30 protein-coding genes and 4 pseudogenes are annotated in these 23,996 nt (G+C 41.1%); 6 read left to right on the top strand and 28 right to left on the bottom strand.

The annotated features are described in order from the left end of the window. Positions 1-120: pseudogene (locus tag FCU94_RS15330) on the top strand (IS30 family transposase); the annotation flags it as partial. A 38-nt stretch (positions 121-158) separates the two neighbouring features. Here FCU94_RS15330 and FCU94_RS15325 read toward each other — a convergent pair. From FCU94_RS15325 to FCU94_RS15300, 5 genes and pseudogenes are all read right to left on the bottom strand, one after another. Next, positions 159-563: pseudogene (locus FCU94_RS15325) on the bottom strand (DUF1801 domain-containing protein). 200 nt (positions 564-763) lie between these two features. After that, on the bottom strand, positions 764-1,501 hold the full coding sequence (locus FCU94_RS15315) for a hypothetical protein (protein WP_176289382.1): 738 nt from the start codon (positions 1,499-1,501) through the stop codon (positions 764-766). A 210-nt stretch (positions 1,502-1,711) separates the two neighbouring features. Further along, entirely contained in the window at positions 1,712-2,095 is a 384-nt protein-coding gene (locus tag FCU94_RS15310) for a nuclear transport factor 2 family protein (RefSeq protein WP_176289381.1), read from the bottom strand. 137 nt (positions 2,096-2,232) lie between these two features. Further along, a complete protein-coding gene (locus FCU94_RS15305) occupies positions 2,233-2,604 on the bottom strand; it encodes a hypothetical protein (RefSeq protein ID WP_176289380.1) in 372 nt (123 codons plus the stop codon). Positions 2,605-2,754: 150 nt separating this feature from the next. After that, entirely contained in the window at positions 2,755-3,135 is a 381-nt protein-coding gene (locus FCU94_RS15300) for a nuclear transport factor 2 family protein (protein WP_176289379.1), read from the bottom strand. Between the two features lie 696 nt (positions 3,136-3,831). Between FCU94_RS15300 and FCU94_RS15285 the strand changes: the two genes are divergently transcribed. The 3 genes from FCU94_RS15285 to FCU94_RS15275 all read left to right on the top strand — a co-directional run bounded on the left by FCU94_RS15285 (position 3,832) and on the right by FCU94_RS15275 (position 5,971). Next, entirely contained in the window at positions 3,832-4,800 is a 969-nt protein-coding gene (locus FCU94_RS15285) for an IS30-like element ISVa6 family transposase (RefSeq protein WP_176289377.1), read from the top strand. Between the two features lie 117 nt (positions 4,801-4,917). Further along, complete coding sequence (locus FCU94_RS15280; RefSeq protein WP_176289376.1) at positions 4,918-5,361, top strand: hypothetical protein; 444 nt, start codon at positions 4,918-4,920, stop codon at positions 5,359-5,361. A 412-nt stretch (positions 5,362-5,773) separates the two neighbouring features. Next, positions 5,774-5,971 (top strand): hypothetical protein, encoded by a 198-nt coding sequence (locus FCU94_RS15275; protein WP_176289375.1) that lies wholly within the window; start codon positions 5,774-5,776, stop codon positions 5,969-5,971. A gap of 150 nt (positions 5,972-6,121) precedes the next feature. Here FCU94_RS15275 and FCU94_RS15270 read toward each other — a convergent pair whose 3' ends face one another. The 10 genes and pseudogenes from FCU94_RS15270 to FCU94_RS15215 all read right to left on the bottom strand — a co-directional run bounded on the left by FCU94_RS15270 (position 6,122) and on the right by FCU94_RS15215 (position 13,188). Then, positions 6,122-6,652 (bottom strand): GNAT family N-acetyltransferase, encoded by a 531-nt coding sequence (locus tag FCU94_RS15270; RefSeq protein ID WP_176289374.1) that lies wholly within the window; start codon positions 6,650-6,652, stop codon positions 6,122-6,124. A 114-nt stretch (positions 6,653-6,766) separates the two neighbouring features. Next, positions 6,767-7,312, bottom strand: coding sequence for a GNAT family N-acetyltransferase (locus FCU94_RS15265; protein ID WP_176289373.1), 546 nt, complete (start codon positions 7,310-7,312; stop codon positions 6,767-6,769). Positions 7,313-7,471: 159 nt separating this feature from the next. Beyond that, positions 7,472-7,816, bottom strand: a pseudogene (locus FCU94_RS15260) (GFA family protein); the annotation flags it as partial. A 797-nt stretch (positions 7,817-8,613) separates the two neighbouring features. Continuing rightward, the gene (locus FCU94_RS15250) at positions 8,614-9,102 is read right to left on the bottom strand and encodes an AAA family ATPase (RefSeq protein ID WP_138955630.1); all 489 of its coding nucleotides are present in this window, start codon (positions 9,100-9,102) and stop codon (positions 8,614-8,616) included. A 207-nt stretch (positions 9,103-9,309) separates the two neighbouring features. Continuing rightward, a complete protein-coding gene (locus FCU94_RS15245; protein WP_176289372.1) occupies positions 9,310-9,843 on the bottom strand; it encodes a hypothetical protein in 534 nt (177 codons plus the stop codon). Between the two features lie 187 nt (positions 9,844-10,030). Continuing rightward, on the bottom strand, positions 10,031-10,375 hold the full coding sequence (locus FCU94_RS15240) for a hypothetical protein (protein ID WP_176289371.1): 345 nt from the start codon (positions 10,373-10,375) through the stop codon (positions 10,031-10,033). Positions 10,376-10,634: 259 nt separating this feature from the next. Further along, on the bottom strand, positions 10,635-10,907 hold the full coding sequence (locus FCU94_RS15230) for a hypothetical protein (protein ID WP_176289370.1): 273 nt from the start codon (positions 10,905-10,907) through the stop codon (positions 10,635-10,637). 125 nt (positions 10,908-11,032) lie between these two features. Further along, positions 11,033-11,722: a sulfite exporter TauE/SafE family protein gene (locus FCU94_RS15225; protein ID WP_176289369.1), complete on the bottom strand. Its 690-nt coding sequence runs from the start codon at positions 11,720-11,722 to the stop codon at positions 11,033-11,035. Between the two features lie 215 nt (positions 11,723-11,937). Continuing rightward, positions 11,938-12,768, bottom strand: a complete 831-nt coding sequence (locus tag FCU94_RS15220) for an MBL fold metallo-hydrolase (RefSeq protein WP_176289368.1) — start codon at positions 12,766-12,768, stop codon at positions 11,938-11,940. A gap of 144 nt (positions 12,769-12,912) precedes the next feature. After that, positions 12,913-13,188 carry a hypothetical protein gene (locus tag FCU94_RS15215; RefSeq protein ID WP_441351749.1) on the bottom strand — a complete coding sequence of 92 codons (276 nt, stop codon included), beginning with the start codon at positions 13,186-13,188 and terminating at the stop codon, positions 12,913-12,915. 222 nt (positions 13,189-13,410) lie between these two features. Here FCU94_RS15215 and FCU94_RS15210 point away from each other — a divergent pair, with 222 nt between their 5' ends. Further along, complete coding sequence (locus FCU94_RS15210) at positions 13,411-14,379, top strand: IS30-like element ISVa6 family transposase (protein WP_176289366.1); 969 nt, start codon at positions 13,411-13,413, stop codon at positions 14,377-14,379. A gap of 41 nt (positions 14,380-14,420) precedes the next feature. Here the strand turns inward: FCU94_RS15210 and FCU94_RS19325 are convergent. The 12 genes and pseudogenes from FCU94_RS19325 to FCU94_RS15150 all read right to left on the bottom strand — a co-directional run. Beyond that, positions 14,421-14,627, bottom strand: a pseudogene (locus FCU94_RS19325) (nuclear transport factor 2 family protein); the annotation flags it as partial. After that, positions 14,576-15,277 (bottom strand): hypothetical protein, encoded by a 702-nt coding sequence (locus tag FCU94_RS15205; RefSeq protein WP_176289365.1) that lies wholly within the window; start codon positions 15,275-15,277, stop codon positions 14,576-14,578. The pseudogene FCU94_RS19325 and the gene FCU94_RS15205, both read right to left, overlap by 52 nt. A 138-nt stretch (positions 15,278-15,415) precedes the next feature. Further along, positions 15,416-15,892 carry a restriction endonuclease gene (locus FCU94_RS19225; protein ID WP_217906470.1) on the bottom strand — a complete coding sequence of 159 codons (477 nt, stop codon included), beginning with the start codon at positions 15,890-15,892 and terminating at the stop codon, positions 15,416-15,418. Between the two features lie 567 nt (positions 15,893-16,459). Then, a complete protein-coding gene (locus FCU94_RS15195) occupies positions 16,460-17,005 on the bottom strand; it encodes a DUF2726 domain-containing protein (RefSeq protein ID WP_140201626.1) in 546 nt (181 codons plus the stop codon). A gap of 141 nt (positions 17,006-17,146) precedes the next feature. Beyond that, positions 17,147-17,602: an NUDIX domain-containing protein gene (locus FCU94_RS15185; protein ID WP_176289363.1), complete on the bottom strand. Its 456-nt coding sequence runs from the start codon at positions 17,600-17,602 to the stop codon at positions 17,147-17,149. A gap of 163 nt (positions 17,603-17,765) precedes the next feature. Next, positions 17,766-18,110 carry a hypothetical protein gene (locus FCU94_RS15180; RefSeq protein WP_176289362.1) on the bottom strand — a complete coding sequence of 115 codons (345 nt, stop codon included), beginning with the start codon at positions 18,108-18,110 and terminating at the stop codon, positions 17,766-17,768. A 144-nt stretch (positions 18,111-18,254) separates the two neighbouring features. Next, positions 18,255-18,662: a GFA family protein gene (locus tag FCU94_RS15175; protein ID WP_176289361.1), complete on the bottom strand. Its 408-nt coding sequence runs from the start codon at positions 18,660-18,662 to the stop codon at positions 18,255-18,257. Between the two features lie 730 nt (positions 18,663-19,392). Beyond that, positions 19,393-19,896 (bottom strand): GNAT family N-acetyltransferase, encoded by a 504-nt coding sequence (locus tag FCU94_RS15170; protein WP_176289360.1) that lies wholly within the window; start codon positions 19,894-19,896, stop codon positions 19,393-19,395. Positions 19,897-20,592: 696 nt separating this feature from the next. Next, on the bottom strand, positions 20,593-21,042 hold the full coding sequence (locus tag FCU94_RS15165) for a hypothetical protein (protein ID WP_176289359.1): 450 nt from the start codon (positions 21,040-21,042) through the stop codon (positions 20,593-20,595). Continuing rightward, positions 21,026-21,361: a hypothetical protein gene (locus tag FCU94_RS15160; RefSeq protein ID WP_176289358.1), complete on the bottom strand. Its 336-nt coding sequence runs from the start codon at positions 21,359-21,361 to the stop codon at positions 21,026-21,028. The genes FCU94_RS15165 and FCU94_RS15160 overlap by 17 nt, the downstream gene beginning before the upstream one ends. A 226-nt stretch (positions 21,362-21,587) precedes the next feature. Then, positions 21,588-21,977 (bottom strand): HIT family protein, encoded by a 390-nt coding sequence (locus FCU94_RS15155; protein ID WP_017100563.1) that lies wholly within the window; start codon positions 21,975-21,977, stop codon positions 21,588-21,590. 602 nt (positions 21,978-22,579) lie between these two features. Further along, positions 22,580-22,900 (bottom strand): DUF2834 domain-containing protein, encoded by a 321-nt coding sequence (locus FCU94_RS15150; RefSeq protein WP_176289357.1) that lies wholly within the window; start codon positions 22,898-22,900, stop codon positions 22,580-22,582. A gap of 349 nt (positions 22,901-23,249) precedes the next feature. Here FCU94_RS15150 and FCU94_RS15145 point away from each other — a divergent pair, with 349 nt between their 5' ends. Then, on the top strand, positions 23,250-23,411 hold the full coding sequence (locus FCU94_RS15145) for a hypothetical protein (protein ID WP_176289356.1): 162 nt from the start codon (positions 23,250-23,252) through the stop codon (positions 23,409-23,411). Positions 23,412-23,597: 186 nt separating this feature from the next. Here FCU94_RS15145 and FCU94_RS15140 read toward each other — a convergent pair. Then, on the bottom strand, positions 23,598-23,996 hold a 399-nt coding region (locus FCU94_RS15140), incomplete at its 5' end, for a GNAT family N-acetyltransferase (protein WP_176289355.1).

Genomic DNA, 23,996 nt, shown 5'->3' with positions numbered 1-23,996 from the left:
ACTTCTATGTCACACGTGACACAGAAGCTCTGCAATGAAATTGCACACAAATTAAATACGCGCCCACGCAAAAGGCTTGGGTATAGAACACCAACGGAGTATATTCATGCGCATCTGTAAAAAGTGTCGCACTTCAAACTTGATACTAAGTGAATTTTTCACGCGCCTAAAAGAGGTAAATGTTTACGCTGCTGATAGGTTAAAGCTAACTCTAAACAGGATTTGATTGCTGTCTCTGGTAACACTTGCGATAAGGACAGAACTATTGCTCTGTTTCCCTGAAACACCAGTTCTTCACCATACAATTCTCTAAATGTATCGACCAACTTAGTTTGGCAATTAAAGAACAGGTAATAATTATTAGGAGATTTCAGCTTCCAGTCCATTCTTAGCGGGTTGCCTGTTTTTACACTATAGCTAGGCTCACCCCACTTTAGAGTTTAATCAACTTCACCCAGCTCCAAATCAGATGCGATTTGAAAGACTAGATTTCTTAACTCCTCTAGCCTAATACGAGCATTTTCCGGATATTCATCGAAGCGTTCTTTGACTACCTTGTTCACTGGAACCTCCTATTCACATAACGCCCTGTTAAGGTGTGAGCAACGCAATACCGAAGCGCCCGCATACCACCTTAAACACAAACGCAACGCATAGCAAAAATGCCAAGCGTTGAGAATCACTCTTAAACAGATTGTTATATGCGAATGGAAACCATTAACCTGTAACAATCAATGGTTCCGCTAAGACTTTATTGTCACTTTCAGCTTTTAGATGTGCGAAGAGCTTCGTAGTATTCTGCCTCAGACATAGGTGGATTATTTTTCGAAAGAATATTCATTAACCTGGTCAAATTTTCCTCCTTTGTCTTATACTCAAAATTCATATTCTTCAATACGTCTTTCAGCTCAATGAGATAAGGTGAGATTAGTTTATAGTTAACCGCTCCATCACCTTTAGAGTTAATATTAGCAATTCTTAAATCTATATATTTTAGATTTTTTTCCAGTTGATAATCTAGGGCCGCTGCGACTACATCGGCGGATAACTCGTTTAAATACTCATTATATTCCGAAGTCCCTCCCTTAACATGAAACTTGTTATTTTTATACCTTAATGGAGTAAAACAATGCCCAACTTCATGTTTCAGAACATTAATATCAATACTATTTTTGTGCACAATGACGCACTCTTTACCCAAACCATCTTTTAATCTATAAACACTAGCAATAGCATTAATGTCGTTATTCTTGTTAAGGACATGCTTCTTTTTGTTAATGGCTTCATGTGTATTTTTAGTATCACCATCTTTAGTGTAGGAATATTCCGAACTGTCTATTTGCTTTGTCGACTGACCATCATCGAACACGATCACGTTCGAATACCCTTCCGTCATCTGATTCGCTACAGTAGAGAAAGGGGAAGTAGACTCGTCTTTACCGCAACCCGAAATTAAAATACTTGTAGATAGTAAAGTGAGCAATATTTTGTTGTTTAACATTGAATAGCCAAATTAGTTATTAAAACATTGATTTTAGTTAAGAATGATTCGAAAAAGAAGTCTTTTATGTATACATAAGCATATAACGCCCAATTAAGTAGTGAGCAACGCGACCACCACACCTAAACCATTGTGCCGTAAACACTAAAACTGATTTAAGCCAAAAGTGCCGAGCGTTGCGAATCTGCTTAAATTGTTTGTTATGCAAATTTAGCTGACATCTTTTATGTGGCTGATTTTGCCATTTTGAAATTCAAAGTATGTTTGACCTTTCAACTCCAAAACCTGACCCGCTTTGAGACCGTTAGGCAGGTCTATTGCCAAAGTCCCCGTATAGTCAATGTTGACCGTCGCTGCCAGCTCCGACATCTCTATAGCTGTCACAACTTGCTGACGAGCACTAAAAATCTTTGCCGACTCAGAAGCCAAACTTTCAAACTCAGCTTTGCCGTCTGAACGAGCAGTAATTTCTCCATTTGACTCATTCTCGAACACTACATCATCGTCAAGGAGATCGAGTAGTCCAGACACATCAAAAGAATTGTAGCGACTGACATAAGATTCAACTAATTCGATTTTTTCACTATCTAACATGTTAATTCTCCTCATTTGCATAACGCCCGCTTAAGTGGTGAGCAACGCTACCACGAAACGCAACTATTGCACCGTAAACACAACAGTTAATTCAAACCAAAACCGCCGAACGTTGCGAATCCGTCTTAAAGCGTTTGTTAGGTGTGTTTCACTATATTTAGGTTGCCGTCTACAAACCCAATACTTAAACTTTTGTTGGACAAAGCTTTTTGGCTAATAGAACCACACGAGTTTACGTACTGCTTTGTAAACTGAAGTAAATTTTGCTCTGCCGTTTGCCAAGAACTACCGAATAGTGATTCACTGACTTTAATTTGCCGTTTGTTTGGTAGCCAATCTTCATTGCAAGCCCAATCCTCATTGTCCAAATCAAACTCTTCAGAACCGACAATTTCGACCAGAAATGGGGACTCGTAAATGTTTATATTAAACGCAATTATCCGTTCAGGAATATCCTCTGACAACTGAGTATCCAACCAATCGCAGAAATCTTGTTCGTTGTGTATCATAATTTTCCTTTAAACACCTAACGCCCAATTAAGGGGTGAGCAACGCTACCACCCAACCTAAAGCATTGTGCCATAAACACTAAATTGGAAGTAACACCAAAAATGCCAAGCGTTGGGAATCCCTCTTAAATTGTTTGTTAGGTGCGTAGCTTATTCTTGTACGACCTTTACCCATTTTGAGCGCCATTCTTGTGCTTCCATAGGATCAGGCCAGAATTCTTTTTGCTTGATGATTAAACCGTTTTCAACGGTATTAAAAGTAATAGCGCGGGCTTTTTGAACACTATCTGTAATCGAAACATCAGTTACGACCGTTTCACCGTCACAGACGACCGAATGAACTTCAAACTCCCAAACACCATTTGCAGGGTAATAAGAATTGATAGCTGTGAAATTTTCTCTACCCACTGTAAGTTCATTTGATTGAGGCCAAAAGCCTTCGAAATTAGGACTAAGCCACTCACTAGCTTTGGCAAAGTCATTAGTTTTCATCGCATCCCAAAAAGCTAGGACAACTTCCTTTGAATTCATTATTTCCTCCAAGCACCTAACGCCCAGTTAAGGGGTGAACAACGCAATACCGAAGCTGCTGCATACCGCCTTAAACACTAAAACCAACGCACAGTAAAAATGCCACGCGTTGTGAATCCCACTTGAACTGTTTGTTATAAAACGACTCCCCACGAGGCAAGAACTATATTTATCAAGTAAACAATTAAAGCAGTTGTCGCAAATATAAATGACCACTGAGACAGGCTGCTAAAGCGTCTAATTATCCAGTACTTAGCAACTTTGTCATCGAAATTATCCTTGTCTTCAGACATGTAATAACCAAATGAAAACAAAGCATTGAGAACTAGAGCTGTAATATAAAATATTGTAGAAAATTGTAGTAATTGACTAGCCGAGATCAACTCACCTTTATCAACAACAGTTAGAACGAACGCAAAGCTCGCTCCCGTGAAAGTCGGATAGATAAATTACCTAATGCCATTTTAGCCTCTGTTTTATAACGCCCTGTTAAGGTGTGAGCAACGCAATACCGAAGCCGCTGCATACCAACTTAAACAACAAAACCAACGCATACTAAAAATGCCACGCGTTGCGAATCACTCTTAAACAGTTTGTTAGCTTACTTGGATTCAAGTACGAAGTGCGACACCTCTGAACATAAAAACAGTGAGATGCGATAATCATGAAGTTTGCTCCCGCCAAGAAGTAAAAAACATGAAATACACGCACCTCACTGAGAACGAAAGGTATATGATTTCTGCGCTCAGAAAGCAAGGAATTAGTACCGCTAAAATAGCTAAACAACTGGGGCGTCACAAAGCCACTATCTATCGAGAAATTGAACGCAATTCCCGATACAACAGACACTTTAAAAGGTACTCCTATCAGGCATGGAGAGCCCAACAAATGGCTCGCAACCGGCTGAGCCGGTCGCGGAGAAATAAGCGTTACAGCGAAATCGACTTCAGGTTACCTGAAGCCTTGCTACGACTGGATTGGAGCCCTGACCAAATCGTCGGATACCTAAGGGTAAGAGGCTATCCAACAATGAGTCACGAGCACCTTTATCAGCATATTTGGAACGACAAAACTCTCGGTGGAACCCAATGGAAACACCTACGCCAATCCACTAAGAAAAGGCGTAAAAGGTATAACTCAAAAGACAGCCGAGGTCGGCTGGCAGCAAAGCGCCATATTACCGAAAGACCTGCAAAAGCTGAGCATCGAAAAGAGCCTGGTCACTGGGAAATTGATACCGTCGTTGGCCGCGGAACCAAGCACTGTATCGTGACTTTAGTCGACAGAATGACTGGCTACACTTTTATCGGACAAATGGACGATAGAACAAGCGAGTCGCTCAACGTAAGAATGAGCAAAATCATGACCCGCTCTGACTTACCTTTTAAGACGATAACTGCGGATAACGGCACTGAATTTCATAGTTATGCACAATTAGAAAAACATCATAACTGCCTGTTTTACTTTGCAAATCCATACCATTCATGGGAGCGAGGCACTAATGAAAACACCAATGGCTTGATACGACAATACTTACCAAAACGCACTTCTATGTCACACGTGACACAGAAGCTCTGCAATGAAATTGCACACAAATTAAATACGCGCCCACGCAAAAGGCTTGGGTATAGAACACCAACGGAGTATATTCATGCGCATCTGTAAAAAGTGTCGCACTTCAAACTTGATACTAAGTTCACACCCTTCACTAATGGTATTAAACCGCTTGATGCCATTCATTGTAGTGTATATGTTAATAGCATGATTTAAAGGAGTTTTATCATGAAAAAGACAAATGTTATTGCATTAGCAAGCCTTCTTACGTTTATGGGACCAGCTGCTTTGGCGGAAAAACCTGAATGGGCTGGCAAAGGGAAACCAAACCTAGAGGACGTAAAATCGATTTCCGATTTGAAAAAAGCTGAAACTCAAATTGAAGAACGTGAAGATGAACTTGAAAAGCTAATCGAAGAAAAAAAGGATAAGGCTAAGAAAGCTAAAAGCAAAAAAGACAAAAAAGCTCTCGAACGCGAGTTGGAAGAACTTAAAGATGAGCAAGAAGAAGTCGAAGAGCTAAAAGAAAAAGTTAAAGACAAGAAGTCTGGATTCGAAAAGCAGAAAGAAAAGAAAGCAGATCAAACTCGAAATGAAGTTGACAAAGGCTCTGATAAGGGCAAAGAAAAGCGAGAAGAGAATAGTAAGAAATGGTGGAAGTTCTGGGAGTAGAACTTAGCCAATAAGTACCAAATACAGCGCCAGGGTAATGACCTTATTACCCTGAAAGCTATCCCCTCTTAAACTCACGTTTTTCGAGTGACAGCTAACGCCCAATTAAGTAGCCCGAAACGCCTTGGCTCACTTTCCGCATTGCTCGGCAACACAAAACCCGACGCAAACCAAAAGTGCCACGCGTTGAGGGTCTGCTTGAATTGTTTGTTATGTTTTACCACAAACACATGATTTACTTGAGAAAGAACTGCCATTTCTGACTAATTTTCTGAACTGAACCACAAGGCAAGAACCAACTTGACCGCCAAAGGCGACCAACCTAAAACAAGTAATTCCACTTCCCTGCCCAATGAGGCAACCCGACTTCGCCTCAACAAGCGCCCTCTCTTTCCAACCAAAGCGCAGTACAATGGCAAATTGCCGAGGCAACTGCCAAGCCAACATGCTACGTGGAAAATACACTCAAAGCGACTTTGAGCCAGTGACACTTAAAGCCATCCGACACGACCTGAAAATGAAGCAACCCACGAATATTGACATGTTTTACTGGCTGAGAGATTCACGAATTTGGGCCGACAATGCGGATTTGCTGAGGCAACTCGAATGAATTGCCAAAGGGACAAAGAACAGAGATCGAAGAATTTTAAGCCATTGAAATACAAGTAAACATAACGCCGCATTAAGGTGTGAGCGGCGCTTGGCTATACTTGAGCGAAGCGAAACTGCCAAGCGTTGCGAATCACTCTTAAATGCTTTGTTATATGCCTGTTTTCGAATAAACTGCCGTGCCACTCAATTCACCAGACGGCAATCTTCGGTCGTTACGTAAAATACCTTCAAAAGTATACCCGCCTCGCTCTGCTACCATTCGACTTTTCAAGTTCTGTTCAGCAGCTTTGATTTCAACTCGGTTAGCGTTAAGTTCATTAAACGCGTATGACTCTATTGCTTTCACTGCTTCAGAAATGAAACCATTACCAACACTTGAACTACGCATCCAATAACCAATTTCAAAAAACGGTACTGATTTATCGCGAATAATTAACCCTATTGCACCAAGAAAGCGCCCTGTACTTTTTTCTATAATTGAATAACGTAACTCACCTTCAAAATTCTCAAAGTTATTGATGGCTTGTTGCGTATTTTCAATTGATTCAGCTTCTGTTAACGCATATGGAACCCAAGGAAGATAGGCACCAAGTTCATCTTGGCTTTCCAGTATCGCTTCAAGCATCAGAGGTTGATACTCCATTGAAGGGGGTAGTAGTTTAAGTCTATCTGTTTCCATATTTACCAATATCCAATTAAGGCTTATAACGCCGCATTAAGGTGTGAGCGGCGCTTGGCTATACTTGAGCGAAGCGAAAACGCCAAGCGTTGCGAATCAGTCTTAAATGCTTTGTTATGCGTAATTTTTGACGTACTTTGTCATTACTATTTCCGAGACTGACAAACCGTCGATTCTATATTGATCTTTGAACTCCCCAACAACGTCGAACCCTGCTTTTAGGTAGAGGTTCTTTGCTGGGAAATTCTCTGATAATACACAAAGATCAAGCCAGTCAATTTCGGCTTTTTCTTGGCAGAAATTTATAACCGCATCAATGAGTCGTTGACCAATACCTTGCTTCCGACAGGAAACATCTACGCCCATACCGAGTAGAACGCGATGAGAACGGTTTTCATCACCGTGGTGGCGAAGATCAATGTGACCTTTGATACTTCCAGAGGTGTCTTTTACAACCCAAAGCTTTCTCCAACCTAAATCGCCAAAGTGATGGGAAAAGCCTTTGATAAACTTATCTTTTGTTGCTTCTGGAATTTCACTTTGCTCTCTAGACATTGGCTGGAAAATAGGAACTTCTCCATTACCATTTTCAGACAGCTGATTTTCAAGATACGCAAAGAATGAATCTAAATCCGATTTTTCCGCTTCTACTACTTCCATCTAATACTCCGTAGTCCATCTATTACGCATAACGCCGCGTTAAGTGGTGAGCAACGCTACCACCTAACCTAAACCATTGTGCCGTAAACACTAAAGCTGAATCAAACCAAAAATGCCGAGCGTTGGGAATCCGTCTTAAACGCTTTGTTATGTACGTGCTCAGAGGGATGCCCCATCTATTTTCACGACTGGAATTTCACTGATATTTAACCCACTAAGACAACGAGCATTCACAGCCCAGCCAGTAAATGGAACTTTGCCTGCCGCGATTTCAGCTTTGGTCAATTGACTCGGTTTACGAAACGGCAGAATGCCGCATTTAGGGCAAAAGTAGTCTTCGGCGGTCTCACTGCCCCATTGATATAAAACCGCATTTTCGAGGGGAGTTAGAACCGTCAAATTCTCTTTTGGTACTCTAAAATTAAGCGCACCTCTACGGATACAAATGGAACAATTACACTCTCGAAGATGGTCAATATCGGCTAAAACTTCGAATTTAATGAGACCACAGTGACATTAACCGGAATACGTTTTTGGCATCCTGCCTCCTTAGTACATAACGCCCTGCTAAGGGGTGAGCAACGCAATACAAAGCCGCTGCATACCACCTCAATCACTAAATTCAACGCATAGTAAAAATGCCACGCGTTGCGAATCCCTCTTGAGCAGTTTGTTAGTCGCGAGGCACCGAGCGACAATTCTAAGCCGAACTAAACTTTGCGAACAACAAACTTTATGTGCTTTGATGCATTTAAGTCAGGCGTAGTCTCAAAGCGGCTACTCAATGAAACCACTTGGAATTAACAACGCCGCAGAAAACGGACTGACAACACCAGAAAGAGCCTTTGGAAAGCCAATCTCACAGTGCGGACTTTCAACAAAGTCACTGAAACCACGTGGAACTAACAACACCAGAGAAAACGTCATTTCAGCAAGTAAATGAGCTTTAAACCAACAAACTCACCGAGCAGATTTGCAACCAAAAACAGACTCTCGATTGCCCTGTTCTGTCAGCACCAAAGAACAAAACAATCGCTGGGACACTTGCCAAGCTTTGGGCTTAAAACAGCAGAAACTGAGTTTTGACCATCGACGATGAATCTGTATACCAAACAAACAGCTGCCAAATTTTGAGCTAAGAAACATGATTTTGATTGCTAGCTTTTTCTGGCGACTAACGCCGCGTTAAGGTGTGAGTAACGCAATACCGAACTTTCTGCATTACGCCTTAAACACCAAAACCAACGCAAATTAAAAATGCCAAGCGTTACGAATCACTCTTAAACGCTTTGTTATGCGTATTATCCCACACGTACCAGACTGAGTTTTTCACTCGCTGCTGGGGCTTCAAAATACTGAGTTACATGATGAAATACAGCCTCTGTGTCAAACATAGCTCTTTCAGGTTGTTCTACTCTGCGCTTAGCAATTTGGGATAAACATTGCTCATCTGCTAAGTCTAAATACCAGAGCTCATGCTCACTACTTACTTCAACGCACAGTGATACGAACCAAGCTCTTTGCTTAATAGTATTTGCTGGAAAATCCATGACAACGTTAACCCCAACATTCAACAAACTTTGAACATGGCTTTTAACGAAAGGCTTAATGAGATTAGAGTACTTAATGTAGTCGTCAAATGTTTGAATTTTTGAAGGATAATGAGCCGACAACCAATCGTCTTCTGAAATTAGGACTGCATTATTTTCAGCAGCCACGACCTTAGATTTAGTCGATTTTCCTGACCCCATCTTGCCACAGAAGAAGAACAGCTTTCCCTGATTTTCCATGTTTCCTCCATCTACGCATAACGCCCAATTAAGGGGTGAACAACGCATCCACCCAAACCTAAAGCATTGTGCCATAAACACTAAATTTGAAGTAGAAGCAAAAAGTGCCAAGCGTTGAGAATCCCTCTTAAATTGCTTGTTATAAGCCTTTGATTCAATTAACAAAGACTAAATTATAGCCTTCTTTTATGTTTTAATTACTAATAATCAATCATATTTTGTAGACAGCATTAGGAATGTATCACCATCACTACTACTTATGTGGGAAAATATTAGTGACATGCCATCTGTGGTATCGACTCTGAAAGGAAATGATGTCATCTGTAGATTCGTACCTGTACCAACTTTAAACTTATGCCTTAGATAACGGATAAACTCACTTCGTGAATCTCTGTCTCTAATTCTCGGTGTACTTGTCTGACACTTTCTATACTCATCTGCCACTCTAACAAAAACAGCTATGTCAGTGTTATCATCAATACCTATGAACATTTTTTCATTTTCTAAGCCATCTTCGTCAAAGTCATAGTTACCAAATTCATTGGCTTTTTTAGCTGCTTCATCAAAGGTAGGAGATGTACTTAGACAAACATCATAGAAAGCTTTAATTGCAATATGAGTGTTCTCTACCTCAAGTGCTGACATGGGTTGGTTAAGTGGTGGAGAATCTGGGGTACTCTTACATCCAAGTGTAAATATCGAAATTCCTATTGCACAAGCAAAAAACAAGCTACGCTTCATTATTTTTAGTTCCTTTTAATAATAATTAATTTCGTATTTAGATCTGGCTTATAACGCCCAATTAAGTAGCCCGATACGCACTGGCTAACCTTCCGCATTACTTGGCAACACTAAACCCAACGCAAACCAAAATCGCCGAGCGTTGAGGGTCTGCTTGAATTGTTTGTTAGCAATATTACATTCACAACTACCAGTATTTATTAATGTAACGAACAGGGTTTGAGTTATTAAAGTCGACATTTTCATAAAGCAGCATAGGATCTACTTCACTGCTATCTGTAAAGTAAATATCAATTCTTCCCTCAAGGTTTTGTTCTGTTTGCTTAGTGCATTCATGCTCAACTGCATGAGTAACACTGCCTAGCACTGCGCGGTCGTTACTGGTATTAGTTATAACGAAATACTTGATATCAGTGTTTACCCTGTCGAGTGAGGCTTTAAACCCTGGCGCAAAACCCTGAGAGACCATTTGACTAATTACCTTTTTATCCAAATTTTCGTTTGCTCTGACGACAATAACTGTCTGACTCATTGATTCAACCTTCCGATATGATTTTTATTCGAATATTGCTAACGCCCTGTTAAGGTGTGAGCAACGCAATACCGATGCTTCCGCATGCCACCTTAAACACTAAACGTAACGCATAGTAAAAATGCCACGCGTTGCGAATCACTCTTAAACAGTTTGTTATGTGCAAACTTCCACCAAGTGGATGTCCCGCTATATATCAAGACTGGTACCAATACTTTTCTGTTAACTTCAAGCAATTTATACCAGCCAAACATCATTGTTAAGGTAACGATATATCTTTATCCCAGAACAAAGATTCAATCTCTAAACAACTAATCTGATTCTTTAGAGAACTGACATCTACCCCCCAGCGACGACAAATAACAAACAAACGCCTAATGACATCACCTGAAACTGATGACTTGAAATGAATTTCTAGATTTAGACCAACACCAACTACCTTTTCAAACTCTGGTAATGAGTACAAACAAGCGAAAAATACTTCTTCGTCTTCTTGTCCGTAAAAACTTGGTCCTTGAATGGTTACTATCATTTGTGACTCCGCACTCTAACCTATTTTAGACTGGCACATAACGCCGCGTTAAGGTGTGACAAGCGCTTGCCACACTTGAGCGAAGCGAAACCGGCAAGCGTTTGGAATCACTCTTAAACGCTTTGTTATAGCGCAACTTCGCCTATCATTTTAACCGACAACAACGTCAGTAATACCTTGATTATTTTAATAATATAGTCATTTTTGCTACTTAGTCGAAACTTCGTTCCTATAAACGAGCCCAAGATCGCGCCCAAGACCATACAAACAATGACACCTGAGTCAGAAAACATGCTCTCAGTGAACGATAAATAAACAGGGATTCTTGCTAGGTGACTGATCGTCATAAATAACGAGCTTGTCGCTATGATCTCATCTTTCGACTTCAGTTGTTTCGTTAATACGCTCAAACTCAATGGCCCAGTTGCACCTACTACCAACCCTAACCCCGTTTGCAAAAAGCCGATAAGATAATAGCTTTCGTATCGACTGACTAACACTGAAAAGCGCGGACTCCACAGGTTTAGTAAAATATACAGGCCAATTGCAACTGGCACGTACTCCATTGAAATATGAGATAAACCATAACCAATCGTCAGTGCTCCTATGACTGAACCAGCCACGAAGCGCGGAAGCAACTGCCATCTAACATGCTGTAATGAAAACAACATTCGTGATGAGTTACTTGCTAACCGAACCAAACCATGGATTGGTATGACCAAGGCAGGGGTTAGGAAGACAGGAAGAATTGCAATTAGAAGCATGCCACCGCCAAACCCAACGATAGCAGCAACCATTGAAGTCAGTAACGCCATTAATCCCAATAGATATTCGCTCTTCGATTTCTCCTTGCGCTATAACGCCCAATTAAGGTGTGAAGCACGCGACCACGACACTTAATAGACCACCGTAATCACTAAACTTAACTCAAACCAAAAATGCCAAGCGTGCTGAATCACTCTTAAATTGTTTGTTAGCAATATTTCCCGTTTCAGTGATTTTATTTAATGTTCAGGTTTAACCGACTTCGCTACTTGACTAATTTTTCTTTCGCTAATTTTTCCTGCTGCTCTAAAAATGTAAAAAAGCTGGACTTGCTTATAAATGGATTGATTTCTGCACCGTTTTTTCGTTTATCGCGATTAGCGAACAAATCATTTTTATGTGGGTGATTTGCTAGGTTAACAGTTACAACAGGAGGTTTTAAGGCAATCTCTCTGATTCTATCCATACTTTTGAAAAATTGATTCGCTAACTCTGGATTTTTGGCACTCAAACTATGCCCACCGACGACAAACGCACGATATAGTGCACCGCTATCTTGCACCATAAAATCCAGCGAAAAGTCACCCTCGGTATGACCTGGTGTAATATAAAATTTAAACGGCTTCCCTCCGATTTCGAGAGTCATTCCATCTTTAACAATAAAGTCTACATTAGGCGGCAAAAATTTATTGGCTCCCTCACTCTTCTCTGCTTGTTTTTTCGCTAGCTCATGACCTTTTGAGGTCATCACAACTATAGAGCCATACTTCGCCTGAAGGTATTGTGCCCCACCAACATGATCAGAATGCCCGTGAGTAGCTAAAATATGCGTAACTGGCTTTTTCTCTAACCCTAACTTTTTAAGATTAATCGGTATCCATTTAGAATAAGGGAAGTCTAGCGTATCAATAATAACTAGCCCTGTATTTGTCTCGACAGCGTAAGAAGAAACCCATTTATCACCGACATAATACACATCGTCAAACATTTGAAAGGGCTCAACATACCCATTTTTATCATTCATTTCTGGAATACCATCATTTGCTCTTACACAAACTGAAACCAATAAGAGCAGAACAACACTCAACTTTTTCATATAAACTCCTATATTGCTAACGCCCAATTAAGTAGCCCGAAACGCCCTGACTCACCTTCCGCATTGCTCGGTAACACCAAACTCGACGCAAACCAAAATCGCCGAGCGTTGAGGGTCTGCTTGAATTGATTGTTATGTGCGCTGCTAAAGATTAGCGGCATGACGCTTATACTTCTGTTCACGCCAACACCATACCCCATAACTTACCGGGATAGCACCAATTGCTCCCCAGAACCCACTGACTAATACATCGGCAGTTTGCGTCCAGCCCCAAGCAACTTGTGATATAAACAATGGTTCAATACTTCGACCTACCATTACGCCAAAGATTGCTGGAAATGATGTACGGATAGTAAACCTAAGACTTCCTTTTTTCCTCTCTAGTTTCCACTTGGAAAGCTCGATATCTGGATCTTTCACTATCTCCTCCATAAGATTTTCTGCCTGAAGCACATAACGCCGCATTAAGGTGTGAGCGACGCTTGGCTATACTTGAGCGAAGCGAAAACGCCAAGCGTTGCGAATCACTCTTAAATGCTTTGTTAGGTGCCTTGGATTCAAGTACGAAGTGCGACACCTCTGAACATAAAAACAGTGAGATGCGATAATCATGAAGTTTGCTCCCGCCAAGAAGTAAAAAACATGAAATACACGCACCTCACTGAGAACGAAAGGTATATGATTTCTGCGCTCAGAAAGCAAGGAATTAGTACCGCTAAAATAGCTAAACAACTGGGGCGTCACAAAGCCACTATCTATCGAGAAATTGAACGCAATTCCCGATACAACAGACACTTTAAAAGGTACTCCTATCAGGCATGGAGAGCCCAACAAATGGCTCGCAACCGGCTGAGCCGGTCGCGGAGAAATAAGCGTTACAGCGAAATCGACTTCAGGTTACCTGAAGCCTTGCTACGACTGGATTGGAGCCCTGACCAAATCGTCGGATACCTAAGGGTAAGAGGCTATCCAACAATGAGTCACGAGCTCATTTATCAGCATATTTGGAACGACAAAACTCTCGGTGGAACCCTATGGAAACACCTACGCCAATCCACTAAGAAAAGGCGTAAAAGGTATAACTCAAAAGACAGCCGAGGTCGGCTGGCAGCAAAGCGCCATATTACCGAAAGACCTGCAAAAGCTGAGCATCGAAAAGAGCCTGGTCACTGGGAAATTGATACCGTCGTTGGCCGCGGAACCAAGCACTGTATCGTGACTTTAGTCGACAGAATGACTGGCTACACTTTTATCGGACAAATGGACGATAGAACAAGCGAGTCGCTCAACGTAAGAATGAGCAAAATCATGACCCGCTCTGACTTACCTTTTAAGACGATAACTGCGGATAACGGCACTGAATTTCATAGTTATGCACAATTAGAAAAACATCATAACTGCCTGTTTTACTTTGCAAATCCATACCATTCATGGGAGCGAGGCACTAATGAAAACACCAATGGCTTGATACGACAATACTTACCAAAACGCACTTCTATGTCACACGTGACACAGAAGCTCTGCAATGAAATTGCACACAAATTAAATACGCGCCCACGCAAAAGGCTTGGGTATAGAACACCAACGGAGTATATTCATGCGCATCTGTAAAAAGTGTCGCACTTCAAACTTGATACTAAGTGCGGAACTTATTATTCCTGCACGACCTTAACCCATTTTGCTCGCCACTCCTGTGCTTCCATAGGATCAGGCCAGAACTCTTTTTGCTTAGTTATTAAGCCATTTTCAACAGTGTGAAATGTTATAGCTCGAGCTTTTTGAACACTATCCGTAATTGAAACATCAGTTACGACAGTTTCTCCATCACACACGACAGAATGAACTTCAAATTCCCAAACTTAACCTTAATTTTCGCTTCCCCGCCTAATACATTTTCTAACCTATTATTAAATTCTTGAACTAGGTTAGTTCTTGAAGAAAATTTAGGATACGTATCTGAAAAATAGTATTCTTTTGAAAAGCTTTTCAAATCTAATTCTTTCACTAATCCAGAAAGCTTAAAACCACCAGAGTAACCAATTTCAACCTCCTTACCTGCAGGTATATTTACTACCGTGTTCTTACTTATGTCATCACTAAGACCCGCACTCGAGTATGAATTTGACAAAATCCCTCTTTTATTTACATCAATCACCTCAAGTGAAGTAATATAAATGTCTGCATCACTAACGTTCAAAACTGTTAAGTATAAAAACGATGTTTCATACAAGTCATTGGGGAAGCCTTGGTAATTAGAGATGAAAAAATTATGTACAGGCTCAAAGCGAGCGCCTTTTATATACAACGCGCTTGTTTTTTCATCCGATGGAAAATAAGGAGCTAACCAACCTACAATTGAGGCTGTCCCAGCCCAAACAGTAAAGATCAAAAAAGCTAACCATCCTAACCACTGATTTTTGTGCTCCGAACAAAAGAATCGCCACTCGCCATGCCTCCCGCAGCGAGAGCGATTGGCATTTCGACCAAAACATCTTTGATTTCTTTTCACTTTATTCCTTTCCAAATTACCTTTAGCACCTAACGCCGCATTAAGGTGTGAGCGGCGCTTGGCTATACTTGAGCGAAGCGAAAACGCCAAGCGTTGCGAATCACTCTTAAATGCTTTGTTAGGCTTATATGTCCAGTATTAGAGAAGCTCTCTTAAACGAACAAATGGATTGCCTGTTTCTGCTGCCCGACGAACCTTTTTAGACAAAACTTCCTGCAAGGAAAGCTTTTCTTGCAGCATGTTGCAAAGATCTAGACCGTCCATACATACCAAACTTTTTCCTTTACCAAAAGCCAATAGCCCCTCTTCGGAAAAACCGCAATCACTAATAAAAAGCCCTCTTGCCCATGAAGCTTTATCTTCAACCTTTGCATTGAACGAGCGCAGGTCAGCGGCATCAACGGGCTTACTGGTCCACTTGGCTTCTAAAAGATAAGTTTCACCTGACATTTCAAAACTGCCATCTATCTGCTCCCCAATTAACCGGAAAGACGAACGACCATCCAAGCCATTAGCGTCAAAGAGTTCTTTTAAGAATTTTTCAAATGCATAACCTCTAGCTTGCGGCTCTAAACTACTAACTTTAATTAGTTTGTTTAAAAATTCATCTGCCACGTGGCTGGGCATTTTTTAAAAGCTCGTTTTTGTAGTATTACGATGAACACTTTCAGGAGCCTTTCCACCTAGTTTTTCAATTAGTAGATAAAATTCAGATTTTGCCACCTCCATGGTCTCCACTTGACCAGAACGGCGTCTTATAGCTTCACGATAATCCCATAATGCTAGCAATACCTTTACAATCTCATTGGTGCTTGCTTGTCGCAAGTAACAGCGTAACCTTTTGGCTTTACTACCACCATCTACAGCATAACAAGGGTTGTCAATTATTAATACCCAACTCTTCAATAAAGAACTCTGAGAATGTTCGGTTCGAAAAATCTAGGACATATCCACTACCCATTTCGAAAATCTCATCCAGTAACCTTACATCAACTGACTTTAATTTTTTCTGTACATCCATACCAATAACTCTATTGAAAATTTGATTATATCGACGTAAGCCTAACGCCGCGTTAAGTGGTGAGCAACGCAGACCACCACACCTAAACCATTGTGCCGTAAACACTAAAGCTGAATCAAACCGAAAATGCCGAGCGTTGGGAATCCGTCTTAAACGCTTTGTTATACAAAAACTTCCTCGAAGTTATTGCATTGAATTTCAGTCTCGCGCTCCAATACCCTTGCTATTTCAGACGGCTCGTAAAAACGTTTAGTACTAAAACGTACCAACTTATGATGCCCTTCTAGCGCTTCGTTTACGTATTGATCACGCTCTTGTCTTTTCTTCCAATTATGTGTTGAATCGTCAAGCTCAATTACGGCCAAAACTTTTGTTGCTTTGTCTGTAATAACAAAGTCCATTCGTTTAGCCCACGTTCGTGAATTATTTTTAAAATTAACAGGTTTTACTAAGGCCATTAATGATACTTGACTATGGATTATATAGTCTGAAGGCAGCGCTTTTTGTAGAGCAAAGTACAACTTTCTCTCATTTTCAGTAGCCAAGTGACTTTGCTTTTTATGTTCTACCTTAACTTTAGGCTCTTCTGACACATTATTCCGCTTTGGCGTATTTTCCCAAGACTTAGGCTGTGGCTTCGGTGCGCCCTTTCCTTTGAATTTCCATATAATGTAGCCGATAGCAGCTAGGACTAATAATTCAAACATTAACGTATATCTCTCCTTTTTGTATAACGCCCTGTTAAGGGGTGAGCAACGCAATACCGATGCCGCCGCATACCACCATAAACACTTAAACCAACGCATAGTGAAAATGCCACGCGTTGCGAATCCCTCTTGAACAGTTTGTTATGCCAATTTTTCCCGCTGTTTATAAGCATCATTGATCATTAAAAATGTATGGTGCATCCGCAACTTCGATCGAGCATACAAATCCCGCACTTCAGCTAACGAGAAGAACTTTGCACAACCTATTTCATGGTTGAACTTAGGCAATATGACTTGGTCTTTAACATCTGCGACCCAGACATGACGTAATACTAATTCACCATCATCAAAACGTCCTGCATAGGTATTTAAGTAGTTCTCTAAAGCAACTTCTAAACCCGTTTCTTCTGCAATTTCCCTGACCGCTGCCTCTTGAGGAAACTCTGTAGATTCAACACTACCTGACGGTATATGCCATAGACCTTTCTTTGAGCCGGTTAGCTCTTGAACCAATAACACTTCATTGTGTTGATTAAAAATCACAGCTCCTGCAGCTTTTGCCGTAACTTCTATGTGATGCTGAATCCCATATTGCATCTAATTCTATCCTCATCCATGAGAAGTAAAATAAAAGTGGCATAACGCCCAATTAAGTAGCCCGAAACGCACTGACTCACTTTCCGCATTACTCGGCAACACCAAACCCGACGCAAACCAAAATTGCTGAGCGTTGAGGGTCTGCTTGAATTGTTTGTTATGTTTACTCTACGACGGCCCCTTCAACTTTCCTTACCTTGGAGCAAGTTCCGTCATCTCTATAATTGGCACACTCCCAAAAAACATCTCTCCAGATGACTTTTCCAGGATTCCAGGCTCTATTTTTGTTAAATACGCAAGTGCATGGAACTTCATCTTTATCAGCGGATTTGAGAGCGCTTTCTAAACTAGCTTTTGCATCCTCGTACGCTTTTTTGGCTCGATCATATTCTTGCTTTTTGATCTCTACATTCTCGCGCAATTCACTGACATCTGAGCTTTGCTCTACAGCAAAAGCAGTCGATGAGAGCAAAACCAACAACATTATCATTAACTTACGTAAAATCATGTTTAGTCTCCGTAAACATAACGCCCAATTAAGGGGTGAACGACGCCTCCACCCACACCTAAAGCATTGTGCCATAAACACTAAATTTGAAGTAGAAGCAAAAATGCCAAGCGTTGTGAATCCCTCTTAAATTGCTTGTTATATTTATTTTGGGAAGCCTTCCACCTTAACTGCCTGCAACCCTGATTTATGCCACTCAGCTTGCTCTGCAGTGAATATTTGAGCATCAAGGGGCTTTGACGGCTCTTCGTTTAAAGAGCCAGCCGGAACAATCAGGAATTTTCCACTTTGAGTCAGAAATGGCAAACCTGAACCACAATCTATGCAAAATGCCTTAGAAAATGAACGTGTAGGATGATCATAGCGCTTTATTTTATCTTCCCCTTTAGTCCATTCGATGTTTGAAGGAGAAGTAAACAAGTTCGATGCATGAGCCGAACCTGTGAGCTTTCGGCACTGCTCACAGTGACAAAAGAAGAACTTACCGAAGTCATCTTTAAGCTTAAAGGCTACACTTTCGCAGCAGCAACCGCCTGTAATCTCTTTACTCATTTCAAACCTCCATGTTTGTTAATGTCGGATAAATATAACGCCCAATTAAGTAGCCCGAAACGCACTGGCTAACCTTCCGCATTGCACCGTAAACACCAAAGCCGACGCAAACCAAAAGTGCCACGCGTTGAGGGTCTGCTTGAATTGTTTGTTATGTTTTACCACAAATGACTGATTTGTTTGGCAAAGAACTGCTTTGTTGGCCGCATTTCAAGAAGTGAATCACAAGCTCAATCTTACTTGGCTGCCAGAGCCACGAAACATGAAGCGACTAAATCCACTTCCCTGCCCAATGAGGCAACCCAACTAACTCACAACAAGCACCCTATCTTTCCAACCAAAGCGCAAGACAACGGCAAATTGCCGAGGCAACTGCCAAGCTGACATGCTACTTGGCAAAGAATCTACAAGCGACTTAGAGCCAATGGGGTTCGAAACCAACACCCACGACCTGAAAATGAAGCAACCCACGAACATTGACATGTTTTACGGGTTGAGAAATTCACGGATTTAGGCCGACAATGCGAATTTGCTGAGGCAACTCGGACGAATTGCCAAAGGGACAAAAAACAGAGATCGCAGGATTTTTAAGCCATTGAAATACAAGTAAACATAACGCCCAATTAAGGTGTGAAGCACGCGACCACGACACTTAATTCGACCACCGTAATCACTAAACTCAACCCAAACCAAAAATGCCAAGCGTGCTGAATCACTCTTAAATTGTTTGTTAGGTGCGAAGCAATTTGGACATATAAAACTCATTTACATACTGACCATCAACTTTAAGAGAGTTACGCTTTGTACCCTCAACTTCGAAGCCTTGTGACAAATACAGATTGTATGCTCTTTCGTTGTGACACATCACTGTCAGTTCAAGTCTTGTAAAATCGCGCTCAACAGCCCAAGTTTCAAGGCAACCTAACAATTTTTTGCCATACCCTTTTCCAGATGCAGAGTGTTTGATACCCATAACACAATACATGGAATGACGATTTCGGTTCGCTGAGTTTCCGATACCGGCGACAAAACCATGAACGCCAAAGTCATCAGAGAGAACAAACATAGATTTCGTGTTATTTTCAGCAAATGATTCAAGGATTTGTTTCTGTTGCTCGATGGTTGTTTTCCTTTCACCCTTCTCTAGCATCATAAACTTAGTTTCACTGTCGAGTTGAAGCATCAGCTCCAACATAGACTCAGCATCTTTCACACAGACTTCTCTAATTTTCATAAGACTTCCAGTTTTCTCCCTAGCACCTAACGCCCAATTAAGTAGCCCGAAACGCCCTGGCTAACTTTCCGCATTGCTCGGCAACACAAAACCCAACGCAAACCAAAAGTGCCACGCGTTGAGGGTCTGCTTGAATTGTTTGTTATGCGAATTCACACGCATAAGCCAAGTTGAAGAAACGAAGATTACCTTAGACAAGGAGAACCTAAAACAAACCAAGTACTTTTTGTGATTCACTGAACAGCCGAAGTCACTATGTTACAGCTTCACTCCCGACAAGTGACTAATGGTGAACTCCAGCGCATGACTCAGCTTTTGCTTCGAGAAACTCAACGCGGCGGCAGACCAGCGAAGAAGAACTACCGATAAACTTGTCCTTGCCCCACTTTGCGCCAGCCAAACTCGCCACGAACCAACACTGAAAACCAATGAGGCAACCCACGGACTTTGGCATGTTTTACGGCCTGAATGATTCAAGAACTTGGGCCGACAATACTAAATTGCCGACACCGAAAACCGACTGCCAAAGAAAGCGAGAAAGAGAGATATAGAAGATTTTTTGTTCAGTCGCATAACGCCGCATTAAGGTGTGAGCAACGCTACCACGACACTAAACCATTGTGCCATAAACACGAAACCCAACGATGGAATGAAAAATGCCATGCGTTGGGAATCACTCTTAAATGCTTTGTTATATCAATTGTCAATTGCGTTTAATGCATCTTTAACATCGAATGCTGCACCAAAAATTCCTGAGTTACTTAACCTTGCAACATTATTCAAAAAAGGCTTGTCCACGATTGTATCGAATTGCTCTATCAAACCATTTCTTTTAAGCTCTAACCAAGTAACTATTGGTTGCACGTCATTTTCTTGAGAGTATTTAAGATAAAGCTGATATACATAGTTCCGTTCTTCAGATTCGATACATTTACTCATGAGCTTATCTTTCACTAGAAGCAACGCGACCTTTCTAGACGTTGAATCAAGAGATAATAACCAAGGATCATCAATACTCGACATATGAGTATTGGGTAAGTTCATGCATTCTTGAGTTTTTAGTTCAAGAATATTGAAGGATTTCTCAATATTAGCACTTGCGTTTATAGAGAAAATCAATGCAAATACACTAACGGGTAGCTTCATATACACAGTCCCAAAACTTTGACTCATTACCATTAGAAAAAAGTCTCGCTTCATCAGCGATCTTATTCACTTCATTTTTAGTTATATAATGAGAAGACATCAATACATGACTAAACACTTCCCAGTCATGTTCATATATCTTTTTTAACTGCTTACCAGCAGAGACCCTTCCAGAAAAGATTTGAACCAATTGGCTTGATGCGATCGATGTAGCTAAAAGATTACCTAGATCAACTTTACTATTGATACGGTCTAAGTACCCTTTCATTTTTGGAGATACGGTTATCTCATCTACCTTACAAAACTGTAAAACTGACATATAACTTCACCTTAATTAACTATATCCCATATGCTACTAAATAAGGAGAGAACACACACGCCTGAAATAATAGTCATTTACTTCTTTTTGATAGTAATTGTGTCATTGATATAACGCCCAATTAAGTAGCCCGAAACGCTCTGACTAACCTTCCGCATACCTCGGCAACACAAAACTCGACGCAAACCAAAAGTGCTGAGCGTTGAGGGTCTGCTTGAATTGTTTGTTATAAGCGTGCCAGAGATTCGCGCAGTTTTTCTATGCTTTGAACTCCAATCTCACTACTTTTCCACCCAAATTTGTCACCATTAAACCTAGGAAAAATATGGAGATGGTAATGTGAAAGCTCATTGAATTTACCGTTATTTTGAATAAAAGATATACCATCTGGTTCAAAAGTTCGCTCAATACGTTGATAGAGGTCTCTGGCCACCGATTGAATTTCTGTAAGAACTTGGTCTGGTAATTCAATGTAACTTTCGTAAGGGTAGGTTGGGCAGATCAGTATATGTCCAAAGTTAATAGGATCATGATCAGCGAAGGCTATAACATCACTAGACTCATATACGATTACAGCTTCAATTTCTCGATTAACTATTTGCTCTACTATTGTCATTTGACCTCTCTCGACCAAAGCTTATAACGCCGCGTTAAGTGGTGAACAACGCCAACCACCAAACCTAAACCATTGTACCTTAAACACTTAACCTAACTGGAACTGAAATCGCCAAGCGTTGTGAATCCGTCTTAAACGCTTTGTTAGGCTAATTCTGCCTGAAGTTCTTGAATACATGTTTGGCCTTGTTGTAAATAAAACTTAGGACCACACCGACAACGACAAACAGACCAAAGTCGATAACAGCTAGTTTAAGACTGAATGGATCTGAAAACAGGTTATAGGTGAACCCCATTTGTGAACCGATAAATTTGGCTGAAAAAACTGTAGCGATGATTAGAAGTATATTCACTTGTTACCTGCTAAATTGACTCGAATTGGAGTTCTACAGCACATACTACTTTTGCTCACATCTCAGGCAAGAAAACAGGTCTCGATTTCTCTTGAAATGGGGATGAAATATGAATTTCACCACGATTAGCCTAACGCCGCGTTAAGTGGTGAGCAACGCAGGCCACCGCACTTAAGCCATTGTACCTTAAACACTAAATTCAACTTGAACTAAGATCGCCAAGCGTTGTGAATCCGTCTTAAACGCCTTGTTAGGGCTGTGGTTGAAGAGACTGTTTTCCTTTGAAGTAAAGATACATTGGGAGGCCAAACGACACACCAACTGACAAAGTTCCCAACACAGCAAAATACCGATACTTCACTTTATATCTTTGCCCGTCCACTAAAATAAAGCCTATCAAAGCAATAGCACCAACCAAGACATCAAGCCAAGCCATTATACTAATGGGGTTCGCCACTGCTTCACTAAGTAAAAGACTAATATCTAAGCCATTGGTTACTACCCAAGGAACTAACGCTCCATACGGTAGCAATATACCTAATAAAGTAAGAACTAGATAAAACCTTACCATTTCGCCATCCTTGCAATTTTTTGTAGTAAGCCCTAACGCCCAATTAAGTAGCCCGAAACGCACTGACTCACTTTCCGCATTGCTCGGCAACACGAAACCCGACGCAACCCAAAAGTGCCACGCGTTGAGGGTCTGCTTGAATTGTTTGTTATGTTTTACCACAAACGACTGATTTACATGGTAAAGAACTGCTTTGTTGCGCGCGTTTCAAGAAGTGAATCACAAACTTGTACTCAATTGGCCGCCAGAGGCGCGAAACACAAAGCCAATAAGCCCACTTCCCTGCCCAATGAGGCAACCCGATAAACGTTCAACAAGCGCCCTCTCTTTCCAACCAAAGCACAGAACAATGCCAAATTGCCGAGGCAACTGCCAAGCTGACATGCTACTTGGCAAATACGCTGCAAGCGACTTAGAGCCAGTGAAATTTGAAACCAACCGCCACGACCTGCAAATGAAGCAACCCGCGAACATTGACATGTTTTACGGGTTGAGAAGTTCACGAATTTAGGCAGACAATGCGGATTTGCTGAGACAACTCGAACGAATCGCCAAAGGGACAAAGAACAGAGATCGAAGAATTTTAAGCCATTGAAATACAAGTAAACATAACGCCGCATTAAGGTGTGAGCGGCGCTTGGCTATACTTGAGCGAAGCGAAACTGCCAAGCGTTGCGAATCACTCTTAAATGCTTTGTTATATGCCTGTTTTCGAATAAACTGCCGTGCCACTCAATTCACCAGACGGCAATCTTCGGTCGTTACGTAAAATACCTTCAAAAGTATACCCGCCTCGCTCTGCTACCATTCGACTTTTCAAGTTCTGTTCAGCAGCTTTGATTTCAACTCGGTTAGCGTTAAGTTCATTAAACGCGTATGACTCTATTGCTTTCACTGCTTCAGAAATGAAACCATTACCAACACTTGAACTACGCATCCAATAACCAATTTCAAAAAACGGTACTGATTTATCGCGAATAATTAACCCTATTGCACCAAGAAAGCGCCCTGTACTTTTTTCTATAATTGAATAACGTAACTCACCTTCAAAATTCTCAAAGTTATTGATGGCTTGTTGCGTATTTTCAATTGATTC

It is taken from the genome of Vibrio sp. JPW-9-11-11, assembly GCF_013369335.1.
Taxonomy (GTDB): Bacteria; Pseudomonadota; Gammaproteobacteria; order Enterobacterales; family Vibrionaceae; genus Vibrio.
The sequence above is the reverse complement of the archived record's forward strand: the minus strand, read 5'-3'. Positions and strand labels throughout refer to the sequence as shown.

Bases quoted from the DNA above. Each gene is read 5' to 3' on its own strand.
- FCU94_RS15230 (WP_176289370.1), bottom strand. From the start codon at position 10,907: ATGATAGTAACCATTCAAGGACCAAGTTTTTACGGACAAGAAGACGAA.
- FCU94_RS15195 (WP_140201626.1), bottom strand. From the start codon at position 17,005: ATGTTTGAATTATTAGTCCTAGCTGCTATCGGCTACATTATATGGAAA.
- FCU94_RS15285 (WP_176289377.1), top strand. From the start codon at position 3,832: ATGAAATACACGCACCTCACTGAGAACGAAAGGTATATGATTTCTGCG.
- FCU94_RS15315 (WP_176289382.1), bottom strand. From the start codon at position 1,501: ATGTTAAACAACAAAATATTGCTCACTTTACTATCTACAAGTATTTTA.
- FCU94_RS15270 (WP_176289374.1), bottom strand. From the start codon at position 6,652: ATGGAAACAGATAGACTTAAACTACTACCCCCTTCAATGGAGTATCAA.
- FCU94_RS15160 (WP_176289358.1), bottom strand. From the start codon at position 21,361: ATGTCAGTTTTACAGTTTTGTAAGGTAGATGAGATAACCGTATCTCCA.
- FCU94_RS15300 (WP_176289379.1), bottom strand. From the start codon at position 3,135: ATGAATTCAAAGGAAGTTGTCCTAGCTTTTTGGGATGCGATGAAAACT.
- FCU94_RS15210 (WP_176289366.1), top strand. From the start codon at position 13,411: ATGAAATACACGCACCTCACTGAGAACGAAAGGTATATGATTTCTGCG.
- FCU94_RS15165 (WP_176289359.1), bottom strand. From the start codon at position 21,042: ATGAAGCTACCCGTTAGTGTATTTGCATTGATTTTCTCTATAAACGCA.
- FCU94_RS15180 (WP_176289362.1), bottom strand. From the start codon at position 18,110: ATGATTTTACGTAAGTTAATGATAATGTTGTTGGTTTTGCTCTCATCG.
- FCU94_RS15240 (WP_176289371.1), bottom strand. From the start codon at position 10,375: ATGAGTCAGACAGTTATTGTCGTCAGAGCAAACGAAAATTTGGATAAA.
- FCU94_RS15150 (WP_176289357.1), bottom strand. From the start codon at position 22,900: ATGGTAAGGTTTTATCTAGTTCTTACTTTATTAGGTATATTGCTACCG.
- FCU94_RS15275 (WP_176289375.1), top strand. From the start codon at position 5,774: ATGGCAAATTGCCGAGGCAACTGCCAAGCCAACATGCTACGTGGAAAA.
- FCU94_RS15185 (WP_176289363.1), bottom strand. From the start codon at position 17,602: ATGCAATATGGGATTCAGCATCACATAGAAGTTACGGCAAAAGCTGCA.
- FCU94_RS15170 (WP_176289360.1), bottom strand. From the start codon at position 19,896: ATGAAAATTAGAGAAGTCTGTGTGAAAGATGCTGAGTCTATGTTGGAG.
- FCU94_RS15220 (WP_176289368.1), bottom strand. From the start codon at position 12,768: ATGAAAAAGTTGAGTGTTGTTCTGCTCTTATTGGTTTCAGTTTGTGTA.
- FCU94_RS15310 (WP_176289381.1), bottom strand. From the start codon at position 2,095: ATGTTAGATAGTGAAAAAATCGAATTAGTTGAATCTTATGTCAGTCGC.
- FCU94_RS15250 (WP_138955630.1), bottom strand. From the start codon at position 9,102: ATGGAAAATCAGGGAAAGCTGTTCTTCTTCTGTGGCAAGATGGGGTCA.
- FCU94_RS15225 (WP_176289369.1), bottom strand. From the start codon at position 11,722: ATGGCGTTACTGACTTCAATGGTTGCTGCTATCGTTGGGTTTGGCGGT.
- FCU94_RS15265 (WP_176289373.1), bottom strand. From the start codon at position 7,312: ATGGAAGTAGTAGAAGCGGAAAAATCGGATTTAGATTCATTCTTTGCG.
- FCU94_RS15145 (WP_176289356.1), top strand. From the start codon at position 23,250: ATGCCAAATTGCCGAGGCAACTGCCAAGCTGACATGCTACTTGGCAAA.
- FCU94_RS15280 (WP_176289376.1), top strand. From the start codon at position 4,918: ATGAAAAAGACAAATGTTATTGCATTAGCAAGCCTTCTTACGTTTATG.
- FCU94_RS15175 (WP_176289361.1), bottom strand. From the start codon at position 18,662: ATGAGTAAAGAGATTACAGGCGGTTGCTGCTGCGAAAGTGTAGCCTTT.
- FCU94_RS15245 (WP_176289372.1), bottom strand. From the start codon at position 9,843: ATGAAGCGTAGCTTGTTTTTTGCTTGTGCAATAGGAATTTCGATATTT.
- FCU94_RS15155 (WP_017100563.1), bottom strand. From the start codon at position 21,977: ATGACAATAGTAGAGCAAATAGTTAATCGAGAAATTGAAGCTGTAATC.
- FCU94_RS15305 (WP_176289380.1), bottom strand. From the start codon at position 2,604: ATGATACACAACGAACAAGATTTCTGCGATTGGTTGGATACTCAGTTG.